Origin of the sequence: Streptomyces kanasensis (assembly GCF_043077165.1) — a bacterium.
Lineage (GTDB): Bacteria > Actinomycetota > Actinomycetes > Streptomycetales > Streptomycetaceae > Streptomyces > Streptomyces changanensis.
The window spans coordinates 244,366-259,703 of sequence record NZ_JBIBSF010000001.1 but is presented as its reverse complement, the minus strand read 5'-3'; the positions used below and the strand labels follow the sequence as shown (position 1 = coordinate 259,703).

At 74.7% G+C, this 15,338-nt stretch carries 13 protein-coding genes and 1 pseudogene; 5 read left to right on the top strand and 9 right to left on the bottom strand.

Annotated features, from left to right (window positions below):
* Positions 1-57 precede the first annotated feature (57 nt).
* The 4 genes and pseudogenes from ACF053_RS01060 to ACF053_RS01045 form a co-directional block, all read right to left on the bottom strand.
* Positions 58-1,026 (bottom strand): aldo/keto reductase, encoded by a 969-nt coding sequence (locus tag ACF053_RS01060; RefSeq protein WP_391951823.1) that lies wholly within the window; start codon positions 1,024-1,026, stop codon positions 58-60.
* A gap of 128 nt (positions 1,027-1,154) precedes the next feature.
* Positions 1,155-1,517 carry an STAS domain-containing protein gene (locus tag ACF053_RS01055; RefSeq protein ID WP_391951822.1) on the bottom strand — a complete coding sequence of 121 codons (363 nt, stop codon included), beginning with the start codon at positions 1,515-1,517 and terminating at the stop codon, positions 1,155-1,157.
* Positions 1,514-2,820: pseudogene (locus ACF053_RS01050) on the bottom strand (PP2C family protein-serine/threonine phosphatase). The gene ACF053_RS01055 and the pseudogene ACF053_RS01050 overlap by 4 nt, the downstream one beginning before the upstream one ends.
* Before the next feature lie 358 nt (positions 2,821-3,178).
* Positions 3,179-4,501 carry a glycoside hydrolase family 6 protein gene (locus ACF053_RS01045; protein WP_391951821.1) on the bottom strand — a complete coding sequence of 441 codons (1,323 nt, stop codon included), beginning with the start codon at positions 4,499-4,501 and terminating at the stop codon, positions 3,179-3,181.
* A 400-nt stretch (positions 4,502-4,901) separates the two neighbouring features.
* On the opposite strand from ACF053_RS01045, the gene ACF053_RS01040 reads away from it, so the two are divergent.
* The 3 genes from ACF053_RS01040 (at position 4,902) to ACF053_RS01030 (ending at position 8,378) form a co-directional block, all read left to right on the top strand.
* Positions 4,902-6,620 carry an ABC-F family ATP-binding cassette domain-containing protein gene (locus ACF053_RS01040; protein ID WP_391951820.1) on the top strand — a complete coding sequence of 573 codons (1,719 nt, stop codon included), beginning with the start codon at positions 4,902-4,904 and terminating at the stop codon, positions 6,618-6,620.
* Positions 6,621-7,059: 439 nt separating this feature from the next.
* Positions 7,060-7,740: a DsbA family protein gene (locus ACF053_RS01035; RefSeq protein WP_391951819.1), complete on the top strand. Its 681-nt coding sequence runs from the start codon at positions 7,060-7,062 to the stop codon at positions 7,738-7,740.
* Entirely contained in the window at positions 7,737-8,378 is a 642-nt protein-coding gene (locus ACF053_RS01030; RefSeq protein WP_391951818.1) for a vitamin K epoxide reductase family protein, read from the top strand. The genes ACF053_RS01035 and ACF053_RS01030 overlap by 4 nt, the downstream gene beginning before the upstream one ends.
* A gap of 150 nt (positions 8,379-8,528) precedes the next feature.
* Here the strand turns inward: ACF053_RS01030 and ACF053_RS01025 are convergent, their stop codons facing one another.
* The 4 genes from ACF053_RS01025 to ACF053_RS01010 form a co-directional block, all read right to left on the bottom strand.
* Positions 8,529-10,172 (bottom strand): trypsin-like serine protease, encoded by a 1,644-nt coding sequence (locus tag ACF053_RS01025; RefSeq protein WP_391951817.1) that lies wholly within the window; start codon positions 10,170-10,172, stop codon positions 8,529-8,531.
* Positions 10,173-10,809: 637 nt separating this feature from the next.
* Positions 10,810-11,523, bottom strand: a complete 714-nt coding sequence (locus tag ACF053_RS01020; RefSeq protein WP_391951816.1) for an ABC transporter ATP-binding protein — start codon at positions 11,521-11,523, stop codon at positions 10,810-10,812.
* A 199-nt stretch (positions 11,524-11,722) separates the two neighbouring features.
* Positions 11,723-12,256, bottom strand: a complete 534-nt coding sequence (cpt, locus tag ACF053_RS01015; RefSeq protein ID WP_391951815.1) for a chloramphenicol phosphotransferase CPT — start codon at positions 12,254-12,256, stop codon at positions 11,723-11,725.
* A 326-nt stretch (positions 12,257-12,582) separates the two neighbouring features.
* The gene (locus tag ACF053_RS01010) at positions 12,583-12,996 is read right to left on the bottom strand and encodes an arsenate reductase/protein-tyrosine-phosphatase family protein (protein ID WP_391951814.1); all 414 of its coding nucleotides are present in this window, start codon (positions 12,994-12,996) and stop codon (positions 12,583-12,585) included.
* A 94-nt stretch (positions 12,997-13,090) separates the two neighbouring features.
* On the opposite strand from ACF053_RS01010, the gene ACF053_RS01005 reads away from it, so the two are divergent.
* Both ACF053_RS01005 and arsB read left to right on the top strand, forming a co-directional pair.
* Positions 13,091-13,399 carry an ArsR/SmtB family transcription factor gene (locus ACF053_RS01005; RefSeq protein ID WP_391951813.1) on the top strand — a complete coding sequence of 103 codons (309 nt, stop codon included), beginning with the start codon at positions 13,091-13,093 and terminating at the stop codon, positions 13,397-13,399.
* A complete protein-coding gene (gene arsB / locus ACF053_RS01000; RefSeq protein WP_391951812.1) occupies positions 13,396-14,511 on the top strand; it encodes an ACR3 family arsenite efflux transporter in 1,116 nt (371 codons plus the stop codon). Before ACF053_RS01005 ends, arsB begins: the two co-directional genes overlap by 4 nt.
* A 70-nt stretch (positions 14,512-14,581) precedes the next feature.
* On the opposite strand, the gene ACF053_RS00995 is transcribed toward arsB, so the two are convergent.
* The gene (locus tag ACF053_RS00995) at positions 14,582-14,917 is read right to left on the bottom strand and encodes a YnfA family protein (RefSeq protein ID WP_391951811.1); all 336 of its coding nucleotides are present in this window, start codon (positions 14,915-14,917) and stop codon (positions 14,582-14,584) included.
* Positions 14,918-15,338 lie beyond the last annotated feature (421 nt).

The following is a 15,338-nucleotide window of genomic DNA, read 5'->3' as shown; positions in this document are numbered from 1 at the left end:
GTCACCCCCCACACGAGCGAGCGGTGCCCGCACGGCGCGCCCCCGTCCGGGCGGGCGTCACGGCAGGGCGGTGCCACGGGCGCTGAGCCAGAGCCCGTACCACTCCTCGTGGGTGAGGTCCGGCTCGCGCCGCGCCGCGTCGGCGCACGCGCGGATGCGGTCCGGGCGGGCGCTGCCGACGACCGGCGCGATGCGCGCCGGGTGCCGCTGCAGCCACCACAGGAGGATCGTCTCCGGCGTGGTGCCCTTCGCCTCGGCGAGGGCGGCGACGCGACGCGCCGTGGCGTGCTCCGCGGCCGTCTCCTGGCGGCCGGTGAAGCGGCCCTGGGCGAGGGCGCCCCAGGCCTGCAGCCGGATCCCGTGGGCGAGGCAGTGCTCGACCGTTCCGTGGGGGAAGCCGACGGACGCTGCCTGCGAGGTGTTCACCAGCACGCCGGACTCCAGCCAGTCCCTGCTGCGCAGGCTCATCTCCAACTGGTCGGCGACCAGGGGGACGTCGAGGTGTGCCTGCAGGAGGGCGATCTGGGCGGCGCTCATGTTGGACACGCCGAACGCCCGCACCAGCCCCTGCCCGTGCAGCGACATCAGCGCGCGGGCCACGTCCTCCGGGTCGGCCAGCGGATCCGGCCGGTGGAGCAGCAGGACGTCGATGACGTCGGTGCGCAGACGGGCGAGGCTCTCCTCGACCCGGCGGACGATGCTGTCGCCCCGCAGGTCGTACATGCCCGGCCGGTCGCCGTCGGCCGGCCGGATCCCGCACTTGGTCTGCACGACGATGCGTTCCCGCAGTCCCGGTGCGCGGGCGAGCACCTCCCCGAACACGGCCTCCGCCTTGCCGTGCCGGTAGATGTCGGCGTGGTCGAACACCGTGATGCCGCTGTCGAGGGCGGCCGCGACCGCCTCCTCGGCCTGCTCGATGTCCGCCGTGCCGTACGGGGCGGTGTCCCAGCTCCCACCGAGACCCATGCACCCGTACAGCAGCCGCTCCTTGCCCGTGTCCCGGGTCGTGTCCGCCGTCGTCGTCACGGCGCCCAGCTTTCCACGGGGGGCGCTGGCGGCCCAAACGACGTCGAGGGAACCGCACGACCGCGCCCAGGCGCGGGCTGCGGCCCGGGGATCGGGCGGCCGACGGCGGCCCGTTCCGCCGCCGTCCGTCAGGGGCGGGCCGTCTCGTGGTGGGCGGCCAGGGCCGCGGCCGGGCTGTCGTACAGGGCGAAGACGGTGTCCGCGCCGGTGATGGCCAGCAACCGTCGCATCTGGTCGGGCACGGCGGCCAGCGCCAGGCCGGCGTCGGCGGTACGGGCGTGTCGGAGCAGGCGCAGCAGCGTGCTGAGGCCGGAGGAGTCGCAGAAGCTCAGGTGGGTCAGGTCCAGCACCAGGTGGTGGTGGGTGGCCATCGCGGCGGCGGCCTGCGCGTGGAAGCCGTCGGCCGTGTGGAGGTCCAGGGCGCCGGCCACCGTCACCACGGCCGCGTGGTCCGCGGCCTCCCGGACGGTCACCCGCGGGTCCTCGTTCACGGCGCGGCGCTCCCACCGAGACCCGGGCCCGCGGGGTCCCGGGACGGCAGACCGGCCAGCGCCGCCGCCCGGTCGGTGGGGTGCGCCGCCGGCCCGAGCCATTCGCAGAACAGCACGGTGGCGTCGTCCTGCAACCGGCCGTCGTGGTACTCGAGCACGGCGTGGACGAGGCGGCGCAGGGTCTCGGGCACCGGCAGGCCGTCCGCGTGGCGGCGGACGAGGAAGTCGGTGAAGCGGCGCAGCCCGAACTCCTGGTCACCGGCACCCCGGGCCTCGGTGATGCCGTCGGTGTACAGCACGAGCCGGTCTCCCGGCTCCAGCTGGTCCTGGCACAGCGTGACGGGCAGGCCGAGGTCGGTGCCCATCGGGTTGCGGGGCGGCAGCTCAGATGGGTGCCCCAGCGCCCGCCGCGGATGATCACCGGGGGGTGGTGGCCCCGGTTGACCCAGGTCAGCACGCCGGTCCGGGTGTCGAGATCGGCGAGGATGCCGGTGGCGTAGCGCCTCTGGTGGTACTGCTCGATCAGCGCCTCCTCGATCCGCTCCGAGATCTCGACCAGCCCGGCGCCCTGGCGCCGCGCGTTGCGGCAGGCGCCCATGGCCAGGTGGGCGGTCAGGCCGGCGGCGGTGTCGTGGCCCATCGCGTCCAGGATCGACAGGTGCACCACGTGGCCCGCGGTGGCGTAGTCGTAGGCGTCACCGCTGATGGCGTAGGCGGGCTCCATCGCGGCGGCGATCATCACCCGGCCGTCGGCGTAGCTGCGCGGCGGCATCAGGTGCCACTGCATCTCGGCGGCGATGTTCAGCGGCTGGGTCCGCGTCAGCCGCGCGTGGGAGTCGCTGCTGCGCCGCTTGCTGTCGATGATCAGGGCGAGCACCGAGGCGAGCAGGATCATGTCCTCGCGTGCGCGCGCGTCGGCGTGCGCGGTGGTGACCCGCAGCACGCCCAGCCGCTCGGTGCCGTCCAGGAGGGGGACCCACCAGTGGTTCCCGTCCTGGCCCGCCGGGCCCGCCTGCAGGATGTCCCCGTGCTGGTAGGCGCGCCCGGCCACGGTGCCGTCTATCTTCAGCTCGCTCTCCTCGCCCACGGCCCCCCGCCCGGCGTCGAGGCCCTCACCGGTCAGCAGCCGCAGCACCTCCCGCTGCAGGTCACCGAGGTAGACCAGCACGTGGCTGAAGCCCACGGCCGCCGCGTGCTCGGCCGTCTTGGACGGCAACAGTTCGAGGGGCATCAGGTGGCTGGCGGTCAACAAGCCGGCCAGCATCCGCCGGCCGTCCGTGTCGCGGTACTGGTCGCTCATCAGCAGCGTCCCGTCCGTGGAGAAGCCCGCACGCCGGTCGTGCGCGGGTACCCCCGGGTCCCAGTGTCCTCCCGTCCCGTCCCGCCGGCCACCTCCTCCGGCCACGACCACCGGGGGCGCGGCGGGAGGTGCCGCCGGGCCCGCGCCCACCGGCACACCGCCCGCACGCCTCTCGCACCTCGGAGTCGCCCCGGACGCGGTGCCACCCCCGTGACACGCTGACACGCTCCGGGGCACGGGGCCGCCCGTGGCAGGTCCGTGGGCGCGGGGCCGCCCGTGGCAGGGGGCGCGGGGCCGCCCCGGCGCCGACGACCCCCGCGCCCGTCGCCGGCGGTCGCGACGGCCTCGCCCGGCACCGGGGTCAGGAGACGGTGCAGGAGGTCCCGTCGAGCGTCACTCGGGACGGCTTGCCCAAAGCGCCGTCGGCCGCGTACCCGACGGTCACCGTCCGGTCCCGGTCCAGCCGGGTGTTGTGCGCGACCGGCCGGGCGGTGACGGTGGCGCCGTCCTGTACGGCGGCCATGTTCCAGTGCTGCGTCATCCGCTGGCCGGCCGGGAAGGTCCAGGTGAGCGTCCATCCGTCGAGTGCCGCCCCGCCGTTGGTCACGGCCAACTCGGCGGTGTGGCCGGTCCCCCAGGACGAGCCGGGCCTGTACGCGGCCGCGCAGGCGCGGGTGCCGGGCTGCTCCGGCTGCGGGTCCGAGGGGCCGGAGCCGCCGGCCGCGTTGCGCACGAGCTGGTCGGCGAGGACCGGGTCGAACCGGCCGGCCGGCTTGTACCCGCGGCAGCTGCCGTCCGACTCGCCGGGCTGCTTGACCCACAGGTAACCGTGGACCTGCGGGTCACCGGTCGTCAGGGTGGGCCGGGTGCCGAGCGCCCGACCCTCCGGGTTGCACCACTCGGCGCTCGGGTGGGGGCCGTTGCCGTTGCGGCTGGTGTCGACGACCAGGCCGAGCGAGGGCGTGCCCAACCTGTCGAGCAGCGCCTTGCCGTAGGCCGTCTCGTCCGCCGTCGTACGGAAGTTGGAGACGTTGGTGACGATGCCGTCGCCCTGGGCCACGCCCGCCTCCAGCAGGTACCGGGGATCCACCTGCCAGCCGCTGTGCCCGGCGTCGTAGTAGACCCTGGCGTTCGGCGCGGTCCGCTTGATGGTCGCGCCGGCCTGCTTCAGTGCGGCGAGCCGCGCCGGGACGTCGACCCCCCGGCACTGGTCGCCGCGGGTGGCCTGGACGATGGCGTCCGGCTCCAGCAGGACGATGACCTCGCCACTGCCCAGCCCCTGGGCGAACTGCGTGATCCACTCCTGGTACCGCGGCAGGTCGGGGGCGCCGCCCGCGGAGTGGCTGTTGCAGTCCCGGTTGGGGATCATGTACGCGACCAGGGCGGGAATCCGGCCGGCCTGCTCGGCCGCGCCGGTCACGGCCCGCACGTCGGCCTTGACCCCCTGCGGCTCGTACGAGGCGAACCACGTGGCCCGCGGCACGTCGGCGATGTGCGCCTTGATGCGGGGAGCCCGCTCGTCGCCGGGGTTCTGCGCCAGCCACGTGCTCACCTGCGTGTGCGGGTCGAGGTACAGGCCGGACGCCGACGGGGCCGCGGAGGCGGGGCCGGGCCAGACCGCGGCGAGGGCGAGCGGTACGGCCAGGGGGGCCAAGCGGCGGCGGATGGGGGTTCGCAGGGTCACGGGGGTGTCCTTTCGCTGTCCGGTGGGAGCGCTCCCGCGCCACGGCGGGCGGACCGGAAGGCGTACGCCGGGCGGACGGTGGGGGGGCTCGGGGAGGAGGGTGACAGGGGCGCGCCGGGGGCGGGGCCCGTGGGGGCCCCTCGGGTCACCGCGGCCGATGCGGGCTGACGGCCGAGGCGCGCCGGAGCCGAACATAACCAACAACGCCCGCCGGCACCAGGGGAGTTGCGCACCTCGCGGTCCCGAGCCCCACCCGCGGCGCGCGAAAAGGCCAGGACGGCCCCGGCCCCGCCCGGCTATCGTGGGACGCATGACTTCCTTCTTCTTCGTGTGAGTCCGGGCGCGGCCGACGACGCCGTTCCTGCCGCCCGTGGACCGTCACACCCCCAGGGAAAGTCATATGCGCGACCGCGCCCGTACCGCCGTGCCCGCCTCCGTGGCACAGCTCTCCGTCAAGGACGTCACCAAGTCCTACGGCACCCGCACCGTTCTCGACCAGGTGTCCTTCACCGTCCGCCCCGGCGAGAAGACCGCCGTCGTCGGCGAGAACGGCTCCGGCAAGTCCACCCTGCTCCGGCTGCTCGCCGCGGCGGAGGAGCCGGACACCGGGGAGGTCACCGTCCGCTTCCCCGGCGGTACCGGGCACCTCGCCCAGACCCTCGACCTCGCCCCCGACCGCACCGTGCAGGACGCCGTCGACCTCGCCCTCGCCGACCTGCGGGAGCTGGAGCGCCGGCTGCGCGCGGCGGAGGAACGCCTCGGCGAGGCGCCGGACGACGCGCTCACCGCGTACGGCGAACTGCTCGACGCGTACGAGGGCCGCGGGGGGTACGAGGCGGACGCCCGCGTCGACGCCGCCCTCCACGGCCTCGGCCTCGCCGGCGTCGCCCGCGACCGCGTGCTCGGCTCGCTCTCCGGCGGCGAGCAGTCACGGCTCGCGCTCGCCTGCGTGCTGGCCGCCGCCCCGGAGCTGCTGCTCCTCGACGAGCCGACGAACCACCTCGACGCGGCGGCCGTGCACTGGCTGGAGGAACACCTGCGCGCCCACCGCGGCACCGTCGTCGCGGTCACCCACGACCGGGGCTTCCTGGAACGCGTCGCCACCACGATCCTCGAGGTCGACCGGGACGCGCGCACCGTGCACCGGTACGGCGACGGCTGGGCCGGCTACCGCGCCGCGAAGGCCACGGCCCGGCGCCGCGCGGAGCAGGAGCACGCGGAATGGCTCCAGGCGGTGGGCCGGGCCGAGGGACTGCTCGAAGCCGCCGGAAGACGCCTCGCCACGACCGGCAGGGACCCGCGGCAGGGCTTCGGCAAGCACCGCCGCTCGCACGAGGCGAAGCTCGGCGGCCAGGTCCGGGCGGTCCGCGAACGCCTGGCCCACCTCCGCCGCGCCCCGGTGCCACCGCCGCCCGAACCCCTGCGGTTCACCGCCGCCCTGACGACGGGCGCCGACGAGGGGTCCGCCCACGGCGGGGATCCCGCCGGCGGCGGGAGCACGGCAGGCGACGGATGCCCTGCCGGTGGCGCGCACGCTGCGGGCCGGCCCCTCGCCGAGCTCGACGGCGTCACGGTCGCCGGGCGGCTGCGACTGGACGGGCTGCTGACCATCCTGCCCGGGCAGCGCCTGCTGGTCACGGGCGCGAACGGGGCGGGCAAGACGACGCTGCTGAGGGTCGTCGCCGGCGACCTGGAACCCGACACGGGCCTGGTGCGCCGCACCGCCCTGACCGGGTACCTGCCCCAGGAGCTGCCCGCGCGTTCCACCCGGCTTCCGCTGGTCGCGGCGTTCGCGGCCGGCCGGCCCGGACCGCTGGAGGAGCACGCCGCACGGTTGCTGACGCTGGGTCTGTTCCGCGAGGAGGACCTGCACGTCCCCGTCGCGGAGCTGTCGGCGGGCCAGCAGCGCCGGTTGCAGCTCGCGCGCCTGGTCACCCGGCCCGCGGCCCTGCTCGTCCTCGACGAGCCGACCAACCACATCGCGCTCGACCTGGTCGAGGACCTGGAGGCGGCGTTGGCGGTGTACCCCGGGGCGGTCGTCGCGGTCTCGCACGACCGCGGCTTCCGGGAGCGGTTCGCGGGGGAGCGGCTGGAGCTGCGCGGCGGCCGGAGGCGCTGACGCACGGACGGCGGACGGACCGGCGACGCGGACGGCTCGTGCGGCCGACGGGCCGACGGGCCGACCGGCCGACCGGCCGACGCGGACGGGCGGACGCGGGCAGACGGACACGGACGGGCGGACGCGGACGAACCGAATGCGCGAGCTGACGGGTGGACGGACGGCCCGACGACGCGAACCGACGACGCGAACCGACGACGCGAACCGACGACGCGAACCGACGACGCGAACCGACGACGCGAACCGACGACGCGAACCGACGAAGCGAACCGACGACGCGAACCGACGGGCCGACGGACGGGAGCACCCCCGCGCACGAAGGCCCGGCGCCGGAGCCCCGCACACACGTCCGTTAGTGTGCCGGTGCGCCGCCGGGGCCGCGTGGCGCCGGTCGGGAGGCGCACCGCCCGTGTCCCTGCCACCCCATCGGTTGAAGGTCATGACGAAGAACCTGAAGATCTCCCTGGCGCTGGTCGTCGTCGTCCTGGCGGTCGTCGGCGCGCTGCTGGTCGGCAACCGGACCCAGGACGTCTCCGCGGAGGCCCCGGCCACGAACGGTGGGAGTGCGGGGACCCCCTCCGGCACGGCCTCGGTGCTGGTCCGCCCCGACAGTCACCGGTTGTCGACGGCGAAGGACGGCAAGGTGACGGTCGTGGAGTTCCTCGACCTCGAGTGCGAGTCGTGCCGGGCGGCGTTCCCGGACGTGGAGCGGTTGCGCGAGGAGTACAAGGGCCGCGTGACGTTCGTCATCCGGTACTTCCCCATCCCCAGCCACCGCAACGCCGAGCTGGCCGCCCGCACGGTGGAGGCCGCGGCCAGGCAGGGCCGGGTCGAGGCGATGTACAAGAAGATGTACGAGACCCAGGAGAGCTGGGGCGACCAGCAGGTGTCGCACGAGGAGACGTTCCGCGGCTTCGCCAGGGAACTCGGCCTGGACATGAAGAAGTTCGAGGCCGACTGGAAGGACCCGGCCACCGCCGAGCGCGTCGAGAAGGACCGCCGGGACGGCATCGCGCTCGGCGTGCAGGGCACGCCGACGTTCTTCGTCAACGGCAACCGGCCGCAGATCGGGTCGCTCGCCGACTTCAGGGCCGCCATCGACGCGGAACTCGCCAAGTGACCGTCACCACACGCCCCGCCGCCCCGGCCCCCACGGCCGCGGGCGGCGGCGCCGTGGGACGGCGGATGCTCGCCGTGGTCCTCACCCTCGGCGGCGCGCTCGGCTTCCTGGCCGCGTTCGCGCTGGCGGTGGAGAAGATCGCCCTGCTGAAGGACCCCTCCCACACCCCGTCGTGCAGCATCAACCCCGTCCTCAGCTGCGGTTCCGTGATGAGCACGCCGCAGGCCGAGGTCTTCGGGTTCCCCAACCCACTGCTGGGGATCGGCGGGTTCGCCGTCGTCACCACCATCGGGGTGGTGCTCCTGACAGGTGCCGCGCTGCCGCGCCCGCTGTGGTGGGGCCTCACCGCCGGGGTCGCCCTCGGCGTGGTCCTCGTGCACTGGCTGATCTTCCAGAGCCTGTACCGGATCGACGCGCTGTGCCCCTACTGCATGGTCGTGTGGGCGGTGATGATCCCGCTCTTCTGGTACACCGCCCTGCACGCCCTCACCGGTGGGCACCTGGGCGGGCCGCCGTGGCTGCGACGGGCGGCGGGTGCGGTGGCCGGCTACCACGGCGTGGTGCTGACCGCCTGGTACCTGGCCATCGGCGTGCTCGTGCTGCAGCGGTTCTGGCTGTACTGGACGACCCTGCTCTGACGGACCGCCAGGCAGCCGCGCGTCAGCAGCCGACAGCTGCCCACGCAGCCACCCGAACGGTCGCTGGGCGGCCACCGGGCAGCCGCCCGTCCGGCAGCCGTCCGGCCGTACGGCGTCGGGACGCCGTACGGCCGGACGGTCGGATGTGGATCAGAGGGTGCCGGTGATGCTCAGGCCGATCGGCGTCCCGGTGGTGCCGGCCAGGGTGACCTGGACGGTCGGGGCCCAGGTGCGGTCGGCGTGCCGGGTCGTGTGGAGGAGCTTGCCGTCGGCGGTGACGGCGGCCACCTGCAGCTCCCCGTCGACGTGGGCGGCGCTGACGGACTTCGCGGTGACCCCGCCCAGGACGGTGGAGAGGCTGCCGTACACGGTCCAACTGCCCGAAGCGCTGCGCAGGGTGTGGTACTGCTTCGTGCCGTTGTCGGTGGCGATGACGACGTGCGCGTCGGTGCCCACCCCGGCGATCGCGACGGAGGAGACGGGGCCGGTGACGCCCACCGCCTTGCTCATGTCGCCCCAGGCGGTCCACTGCCCGGCGGTGTTGCGGACGGTGTGGTACGGCTTGCCGCCGGTGACCGCCACCGTCTGGAGCTGGCCTCCGACGCTGGCGGTGGAGACGGACGTCACCGTCCCGAGCGGACCGGCGGCGCCGAGCACGTTGCCGAAGCGGGTCCACTTGCCGTCGGCGTGGCGGATGGTGTGGAACACCTTGCCGTCGGCCAGGGCGACGACGTGCAGCTCCTGGCCGATGGAGACGGCGGCCACCTGCTTCAGGTTGCCGAGGACGCCGGCGACGGCGCCCACGTCGTTGAACGTGCTCCACGAGCCGTCCGCCGCTCGAACGGCGTGGCGCAGCGTGCCGGCGCTGTCGATGGCGAGGACGTGGGTGTCGCGGTTGACGCCCGCGGCGGCGACCCCGGAGGCGGAGGCCAGCGTGTCGCCGACGCGGCCCGCCTCGGACTCCACGTCGCGGAAGTCGGTCCAGGTGCCATCGGCGAGTCGGACGCCCTGGAAGATGCCGCGGTCGGTCCGGACGAAGCTGCGGGACTTCCAACCGGGCTGCGCGGCGCGGACGTCCATGACCCACTGGCGCAGGTCGTCGACGCGGGCGGCCTCGGCGTTCCTTCGCGTCTCCGTCTCGGGGGTGCCGAGGCAACCGGCACGCCACGAGCGGCTGGAGAGGGCGACGACCTCGCCGGCGGCGTTGCTGACGGGGCCGCCGGCGTCACCCTGGCAGATGGCGTCGCCGGTCTGGCCGCCCTCGATGGCCAGGGCGGTCGCCGAGGCGGACGTGGTGGTGAAGGCCGCCGTGTGGACCTTGTCCGGGACCCAGAGGGTCTTCGTACGGCCGTGCCCCGCGGCGGTCAGCGCGGTGCCGGCCTCGGGGGCGCTGCTCGCGAGCGTGGCCGGGGTGACGCCGGTGACCGGTCGGTCGAGCCGCGCCAGGAGGACGTCCCGGTCGGTGCGGGGGAACACCTCGGCGACCGAGAAGCTCTGGGCGCCCAGGGTGACCGTCACCGCTTCCGCCGGCTTGCCGGGCGTGATGCCGGTGCCCGGCGTGGCGGTGAAGCAGCTCTGGGAGGTGAGCAGCCACTGTGCCGCCACCAGCGTGCCGGAGCAGCCGCGGGCGTCGGCCGGGCCACCGACGGTGACCTGGGCGGTGTGGGCGAACGCGCCGGTCGTGTCGGGGGTGCCGATGGCGGCGCTGGCGGTGTTGGTCGACAGCAGACCGGCGCCTATCGCCGCGGCGAGGCCGACGGCCATCCACGTGGGTCGTGGACGGGTACGCAGCATGGGTGTCCTCTTTCGTGAGTCGAGTGAAGAAACGCCGGTCGGGGGGGAGGGCAGGCCGGGGCCGTCCGCAGGTCCCCCGTCGGTGCGGCCCGTGCAGAGTATCCGAGCGGACGGACATGTGTGATCTTGATTGGTCCGGGTGTCGTCGCAGGTCGGCGGGGGTGTGGTGGCGGTCGCGGGCGGAGGCTGACGTTCCGCCGGAACGGGGTCGTATCGTGGTCACCCGGGCCGGCCGGGCCGGGGGAGCGTGGGTCGGTCGCCCGTCGGTTCCGCGTCGTCCGCCCAGACGCCGATGTGGTCCGGTTCCAGACGGAGCATCACGCGGTCCCGCATGCCGAGGCCCTCCGCGTAGTACGGCGACCTCGACGGTCCCGGCCCGCGCGGGGGCGGCCCCCGGGCGGCGCCCCGCGGTGAAGCGGACTGGGGGGCGGACTTGACGAGATCGTGACCGGATTCCGCCACGTCGACACCGGAATGCGCGCCCCCGCCTCCGACCGTCCCCGCCCCGCCCCGCCCGACGGCCCCCGCCGCCGGGCCGCCGCGCCACCCCGCGGATTCCGCCCGTGTCCCACCGGCTCCGGCCTCGACTCCCGCGGGCCCCGCCCCGAGAACCGTCGCCCCTGCGCAGCGGCCGGGGTCAGTCCGCCGTCGTGGCGCCCGCCGTCGCCGGAGCCGCCACGACCGCAGGCTCGGCGATCACGCCGTCGTGCAGCTCCAGCACCCGGTCCGCCAGGTCCAGCAGTTGGGGGTCGTGCGTCGCCACGAGCGCGGTCACGCCCTCGCCGCGGACCACGGCCCGCAGCAGTTCCATCATGGCCCGGCCCGTTTCCGCGTCCAGCTGGCCGGTCGGCTCGTCCGCGAGGAGCAGCGCCGGCCGGTTGGCGAGCGCCCGTGCGATGGCGACACGCTGCTGCTGGCCGCCGGACAGCTCCGTCGGCCGCTGCTCGGCGTGGTCGGCGAGCCCCACCATCGACAGCAGCAGCCGCACGCGCTCCTCGCGCGCGGCCGGGTCGGTCCGGCGCAGCCGCATCGGCACGCCGACGTTCTCGGCGGCCGTGAGGATCGGGATCAGCGCGAACGACTGGAAGACGAAGCCGACCCGGTCCCGCCGCAGTGCCGACGGCCCCTCCTCGCCCAGGTCCGCGAGGTCCGTACCGTCCACCGTGATCCGGCCGCCGTCCGGGGTGTCGAGGCCGCCCACCAGGTTGAGCAGCGTCGTCTTGCCCGAGCCGGACCGGCCCTTCAGCGCGACCGGTTCACCGCGCGCCACCTCGAAGGACACCCCGCGCAGGGCGTGTACGGCGGCGGGCCCGGAGCCGTACGAGCGGCGCAGGTCCTCCACCCGCACCATCGGGTGCCCGTCGCGCGCACCACTGTCCCGGTCATGAACCGCCCCCGTACGTCATGGAATGGGCCCCAGCATGCGCAGCCCCGCGCCCTGCGGCAACGCCCGCCGACCCCGTCGTTCCCCCGGCGCGCCGCCACCGCCCCGGCCTCCCGTCCCGGCCCCGCGGCACGGGAAGCACGGCAGCACGGGGCCGGACGGTCGGTCATACGACATGCGCGGCGACGACCCGCGCGCACTCCATCGCCTCGGCGTGGGTGGAGTCCACTTCCAGGTCGTACCGCACGCCCCGATGGACCGACTCCGCCTGGGAGGCGGCCATCCCGACCGTCCGGTCGCCCCGGGCGACCTCGCGGCCCGCGGCCACCGCGGCGTCGCACCGGACACCGACCCACAGCACCCGCAGCCCGTCCAGGGCGTCCTGCCATCGCCGCTGCGAGGACGCCCCACCGAGGAACACCTCGTCGACGACGACCCGGGCGCCGGCGCGGGCCATCGCGGCGACCCCCTCGATCCACGCGGCCTCCAGCCTCCGGAACTCCGGACCGACGACCACCTCGCCGTCCGGGGCGAAGTCGATGCCGCCGTCCGACGTCTGCAGGGACGCCGGCATCGCATCGACCAGCGTGTCCGTGCCGAGGGCCAGCCACGGATCGGGCAGGACCGCCTGCAGACAGCGGATGATGCCGGACTTCCCCGAGCTGGAACCACCGTTGATCACGATCACCTGAGTCTTCACCGCGCCACAGTAGGCCCGCACCCGACGCCACCCGAAGCGAATTCTCCGGCCCCGGCCCCCCAGCCCCCGGGCTCGCGCCCCGCGCCGTCACCGGCGACGGTGAACAGGGCGACGGCGAACAAGGCCGCCCTCCGGGCGCCGACGGACAAGGCGGAGGCGCAGGCGGAGTTCGTGCGGGTCCGCGGCCGGCGTCCGCCGCGCGTCCACGCCGACGCCGGTTCGCCGCCCGGCGGTGCCGGCCGCACACGGTGGGACGAACCCGTGGCGGCGGCCGGCGAGACGGGGCAGCGCGGCTCCGCCCCCGGGGGCCGGCCGGCCTGGGTCGTTCAGGCCGTCGGCTCGGGGGCGATCTCGGCGATGAGCCGCTCGACCAGGGTCCTGATCTCGTCGCGGATCGGGCGGACCGCCTCGACGCCCTGGCCCGCCGGGTCCTCCAGCTGCCAGTCCAGGTAGCGCTTGCCCGGAAAGACGGGGCAGGTGTCGCCGCAGCCCATGGTGATGCAGACGTCGGACGCCTTCACCGCGTCGACGGTGAGCACCTTCGGGACCTCGGCGGAGATGTCGATCCCCACCTCGGCCATCGCCGCGGCGGCGGCCGGATTGACCGCGGCGCCCGGCGCGGAGCCGGCGGAGCGGACCTCGACCCGGTCCCCGGCGAGGTGGGCGAGCCAGGCGGCGGCCATCTGGGAGCGCCCGGCGTTGTGGACGCAGACGAACAGGACGGACGGCTTCTCGGCCATGGTGATCGTTCTCTCCCGACGCGCGGCGGAACCGGCCGCCGATGACTTCCTCATCCGCTGGTATCAGCGGACGGTGATGTGACAGTATCAGCGCATGCTGACTTCAGTCGATCCTGATGTGATCCGGGCGCTGGGTGATCCCCTCCGCCTCCGGATCGTGGCCCTGCTGGCGCGCGAGACGCTCTGCACCACGCACCTCGTCGAGGAGACCGGAGCCAAGCAGACCAACCTGTCCAACCACCTGAAGGTGCTGCGCGAGACCGGCCTCGTGGAGACCGAGCCCTGCGGCCGCTTCACCTACTACAGGCTCAAGCCCGACCTCCTGGCCGGCCTCTCCGAGCAGTTCGCCGAGCTGGCCGCCTCCGCCCGTACCGCCTCCGAGAACAAGAGGGCCTGCCCGTGACCCCCACCGAGACCACCACCGCCGCCCCCGGTCCGGTCGGCGGCGGGGGCGAGTCGATCGTCAGGAAGCTCTCCACCCTCGACCGCTACCTCGCGGTGTGGATCCTGCTGGCCATGGCGGTCGGCCTCGGGCTGGGCCGTCTGGTTCCGGGCCTGAACGACGCGCTGGCGAAGGTGGAGGTCGGCGGGGTCTCCCTGCCGATCGCGATCGGCCTGCTGATCATGATGTACCCGGTCCTGGCGAAGGTCCGCTACGACAGGCTGGACGCCGTCACCGGCGACCGGAAGCTGATGATCTCCTCCCTGGTCGTCAACTGGGTCCTCGGCCCGGCGGTCATGTTCGCCCTGGCGTGGATCTTCCTGCCGGACCTGCCCGAGTACCGCACCGGCCTGATCATCGTCGGGCTGGCCCGCTGCATCGCCATGGTGATCATCTGGAACGACCTCGCCTGCGGCGACCGCGAGGCCGCAGCCGTGCTGGTGGCCCTCAACTCCGTCTTCCAGGTCATCGCGTTCGGCCTGATGGGCTGGTTCTACCTCGACCTGCTGCCCGGCTGGCTGGGCCTCGGCGCGGGCGAGCACCTGGACATCTCGATGGGGGAGATCGCCCTGAACGTGGTCGTCTTCCTCGGCGTCCCGCTCCTGGCCGGCTTCCTCACCCGCCGCGTCGGCGAGCGGACGATGGGCCGTACCGCCTACGAGGCGAGGTTCCTGCCGAAGATCGGTCCGTGGGCGCTGTACGGGCTGCTGTTCACGATCGTCATCCTCTTCGCCCTGCAGGGCCGGACCATCACCTCCCAGCCTTGGGACGTCGCCCGTATCGCGCTGCCGCTGCTGGTGTACTTCGCGATCATGTTCTTCGGCTCCTTCCTGCTCGGCAAGGGCCTGGGCCTGGCCTACGACCGCACCACGACCCTGGCGTTCACCGCGGCCGGCAACAACTTCGAACTGGCCATCGCGGTCGCCATCGCCACCTTCGGCGTCACCTCCGGCCAGGCCCTGTCGGGCGTCGTCGGGCCGCTCATCGAGGTCCCGGTCCTCATCGGCCTGGTCTACGTCGCGCTCGCCTGGCGGAGGAGGTTCGCCGCCGACGCGGTGACGACGGTCCCGTGACCGGTCACGGGGCCGTGGCGGTCGGCGGCGGCCGGGCCGCCGCCGGCCCCGCCGGGGAGGCGGGACCAGGTCAGTGGCCGCGGGGCGCGTACATGATCACGGCCATCCCGGCGAGGCAGACCAGGGCGCCGGTGACGTCGTAGCGGTCGGGGCGGTAGCCGTCGGCGACCATGCCCCACGCGATCGAGCCGGCGACGAAGACGCCACCGTAGGCGGCGAGCACGCGGCCGAAGTCGTCGTCGTGCTGCCAGGTGGCGACCACGCCGTAGAGGCCCAGCGCCAGGACACCGGCACCGATCCAGATCCAGCCCTTGTGTTCCCGGATGCCCTGCCACACCAGCCACGCGCCGCCGATCTCGAACAGGGCGGCGAGGACGAACAGGGAGACGGACCGCGCGACACTCACGAACGGTGAGCCTACCGCCGTACCCCCGAGCGCCCCGCCCCCGCTCGACGCACCGTCCCGGGGTGGATCCGTCACGCGGGACCCGTCTCGACAGGCGACGGCCGGACCCGCTACCGGCGTACGAGGCGGGTGGCCGGCCGCGGGGGGCGCGGTCCGCGCCCCCTCCCCTCCGCGCAGGGACCCCGACGACGGGTGCGCTGCCACGCCCGCCCGACGAGCGCCGTCCCCGGTACCGCGACCGCGGTGCCTCCGCGGCGCCGCGGACGCCCGGCCGCGTCCAGGGTGCCGTCGGGGACCGGCGAGGCAGGGCGGATCGGGACGGCGGCCCGTGGTGAGGGAGGACCGCGTCGACCTCCACCCGCACCCGCCCGGCCGGATGAGCGGGGCGGGAGCCGGGGACCGGTCGGTACCCGGGGCCTCG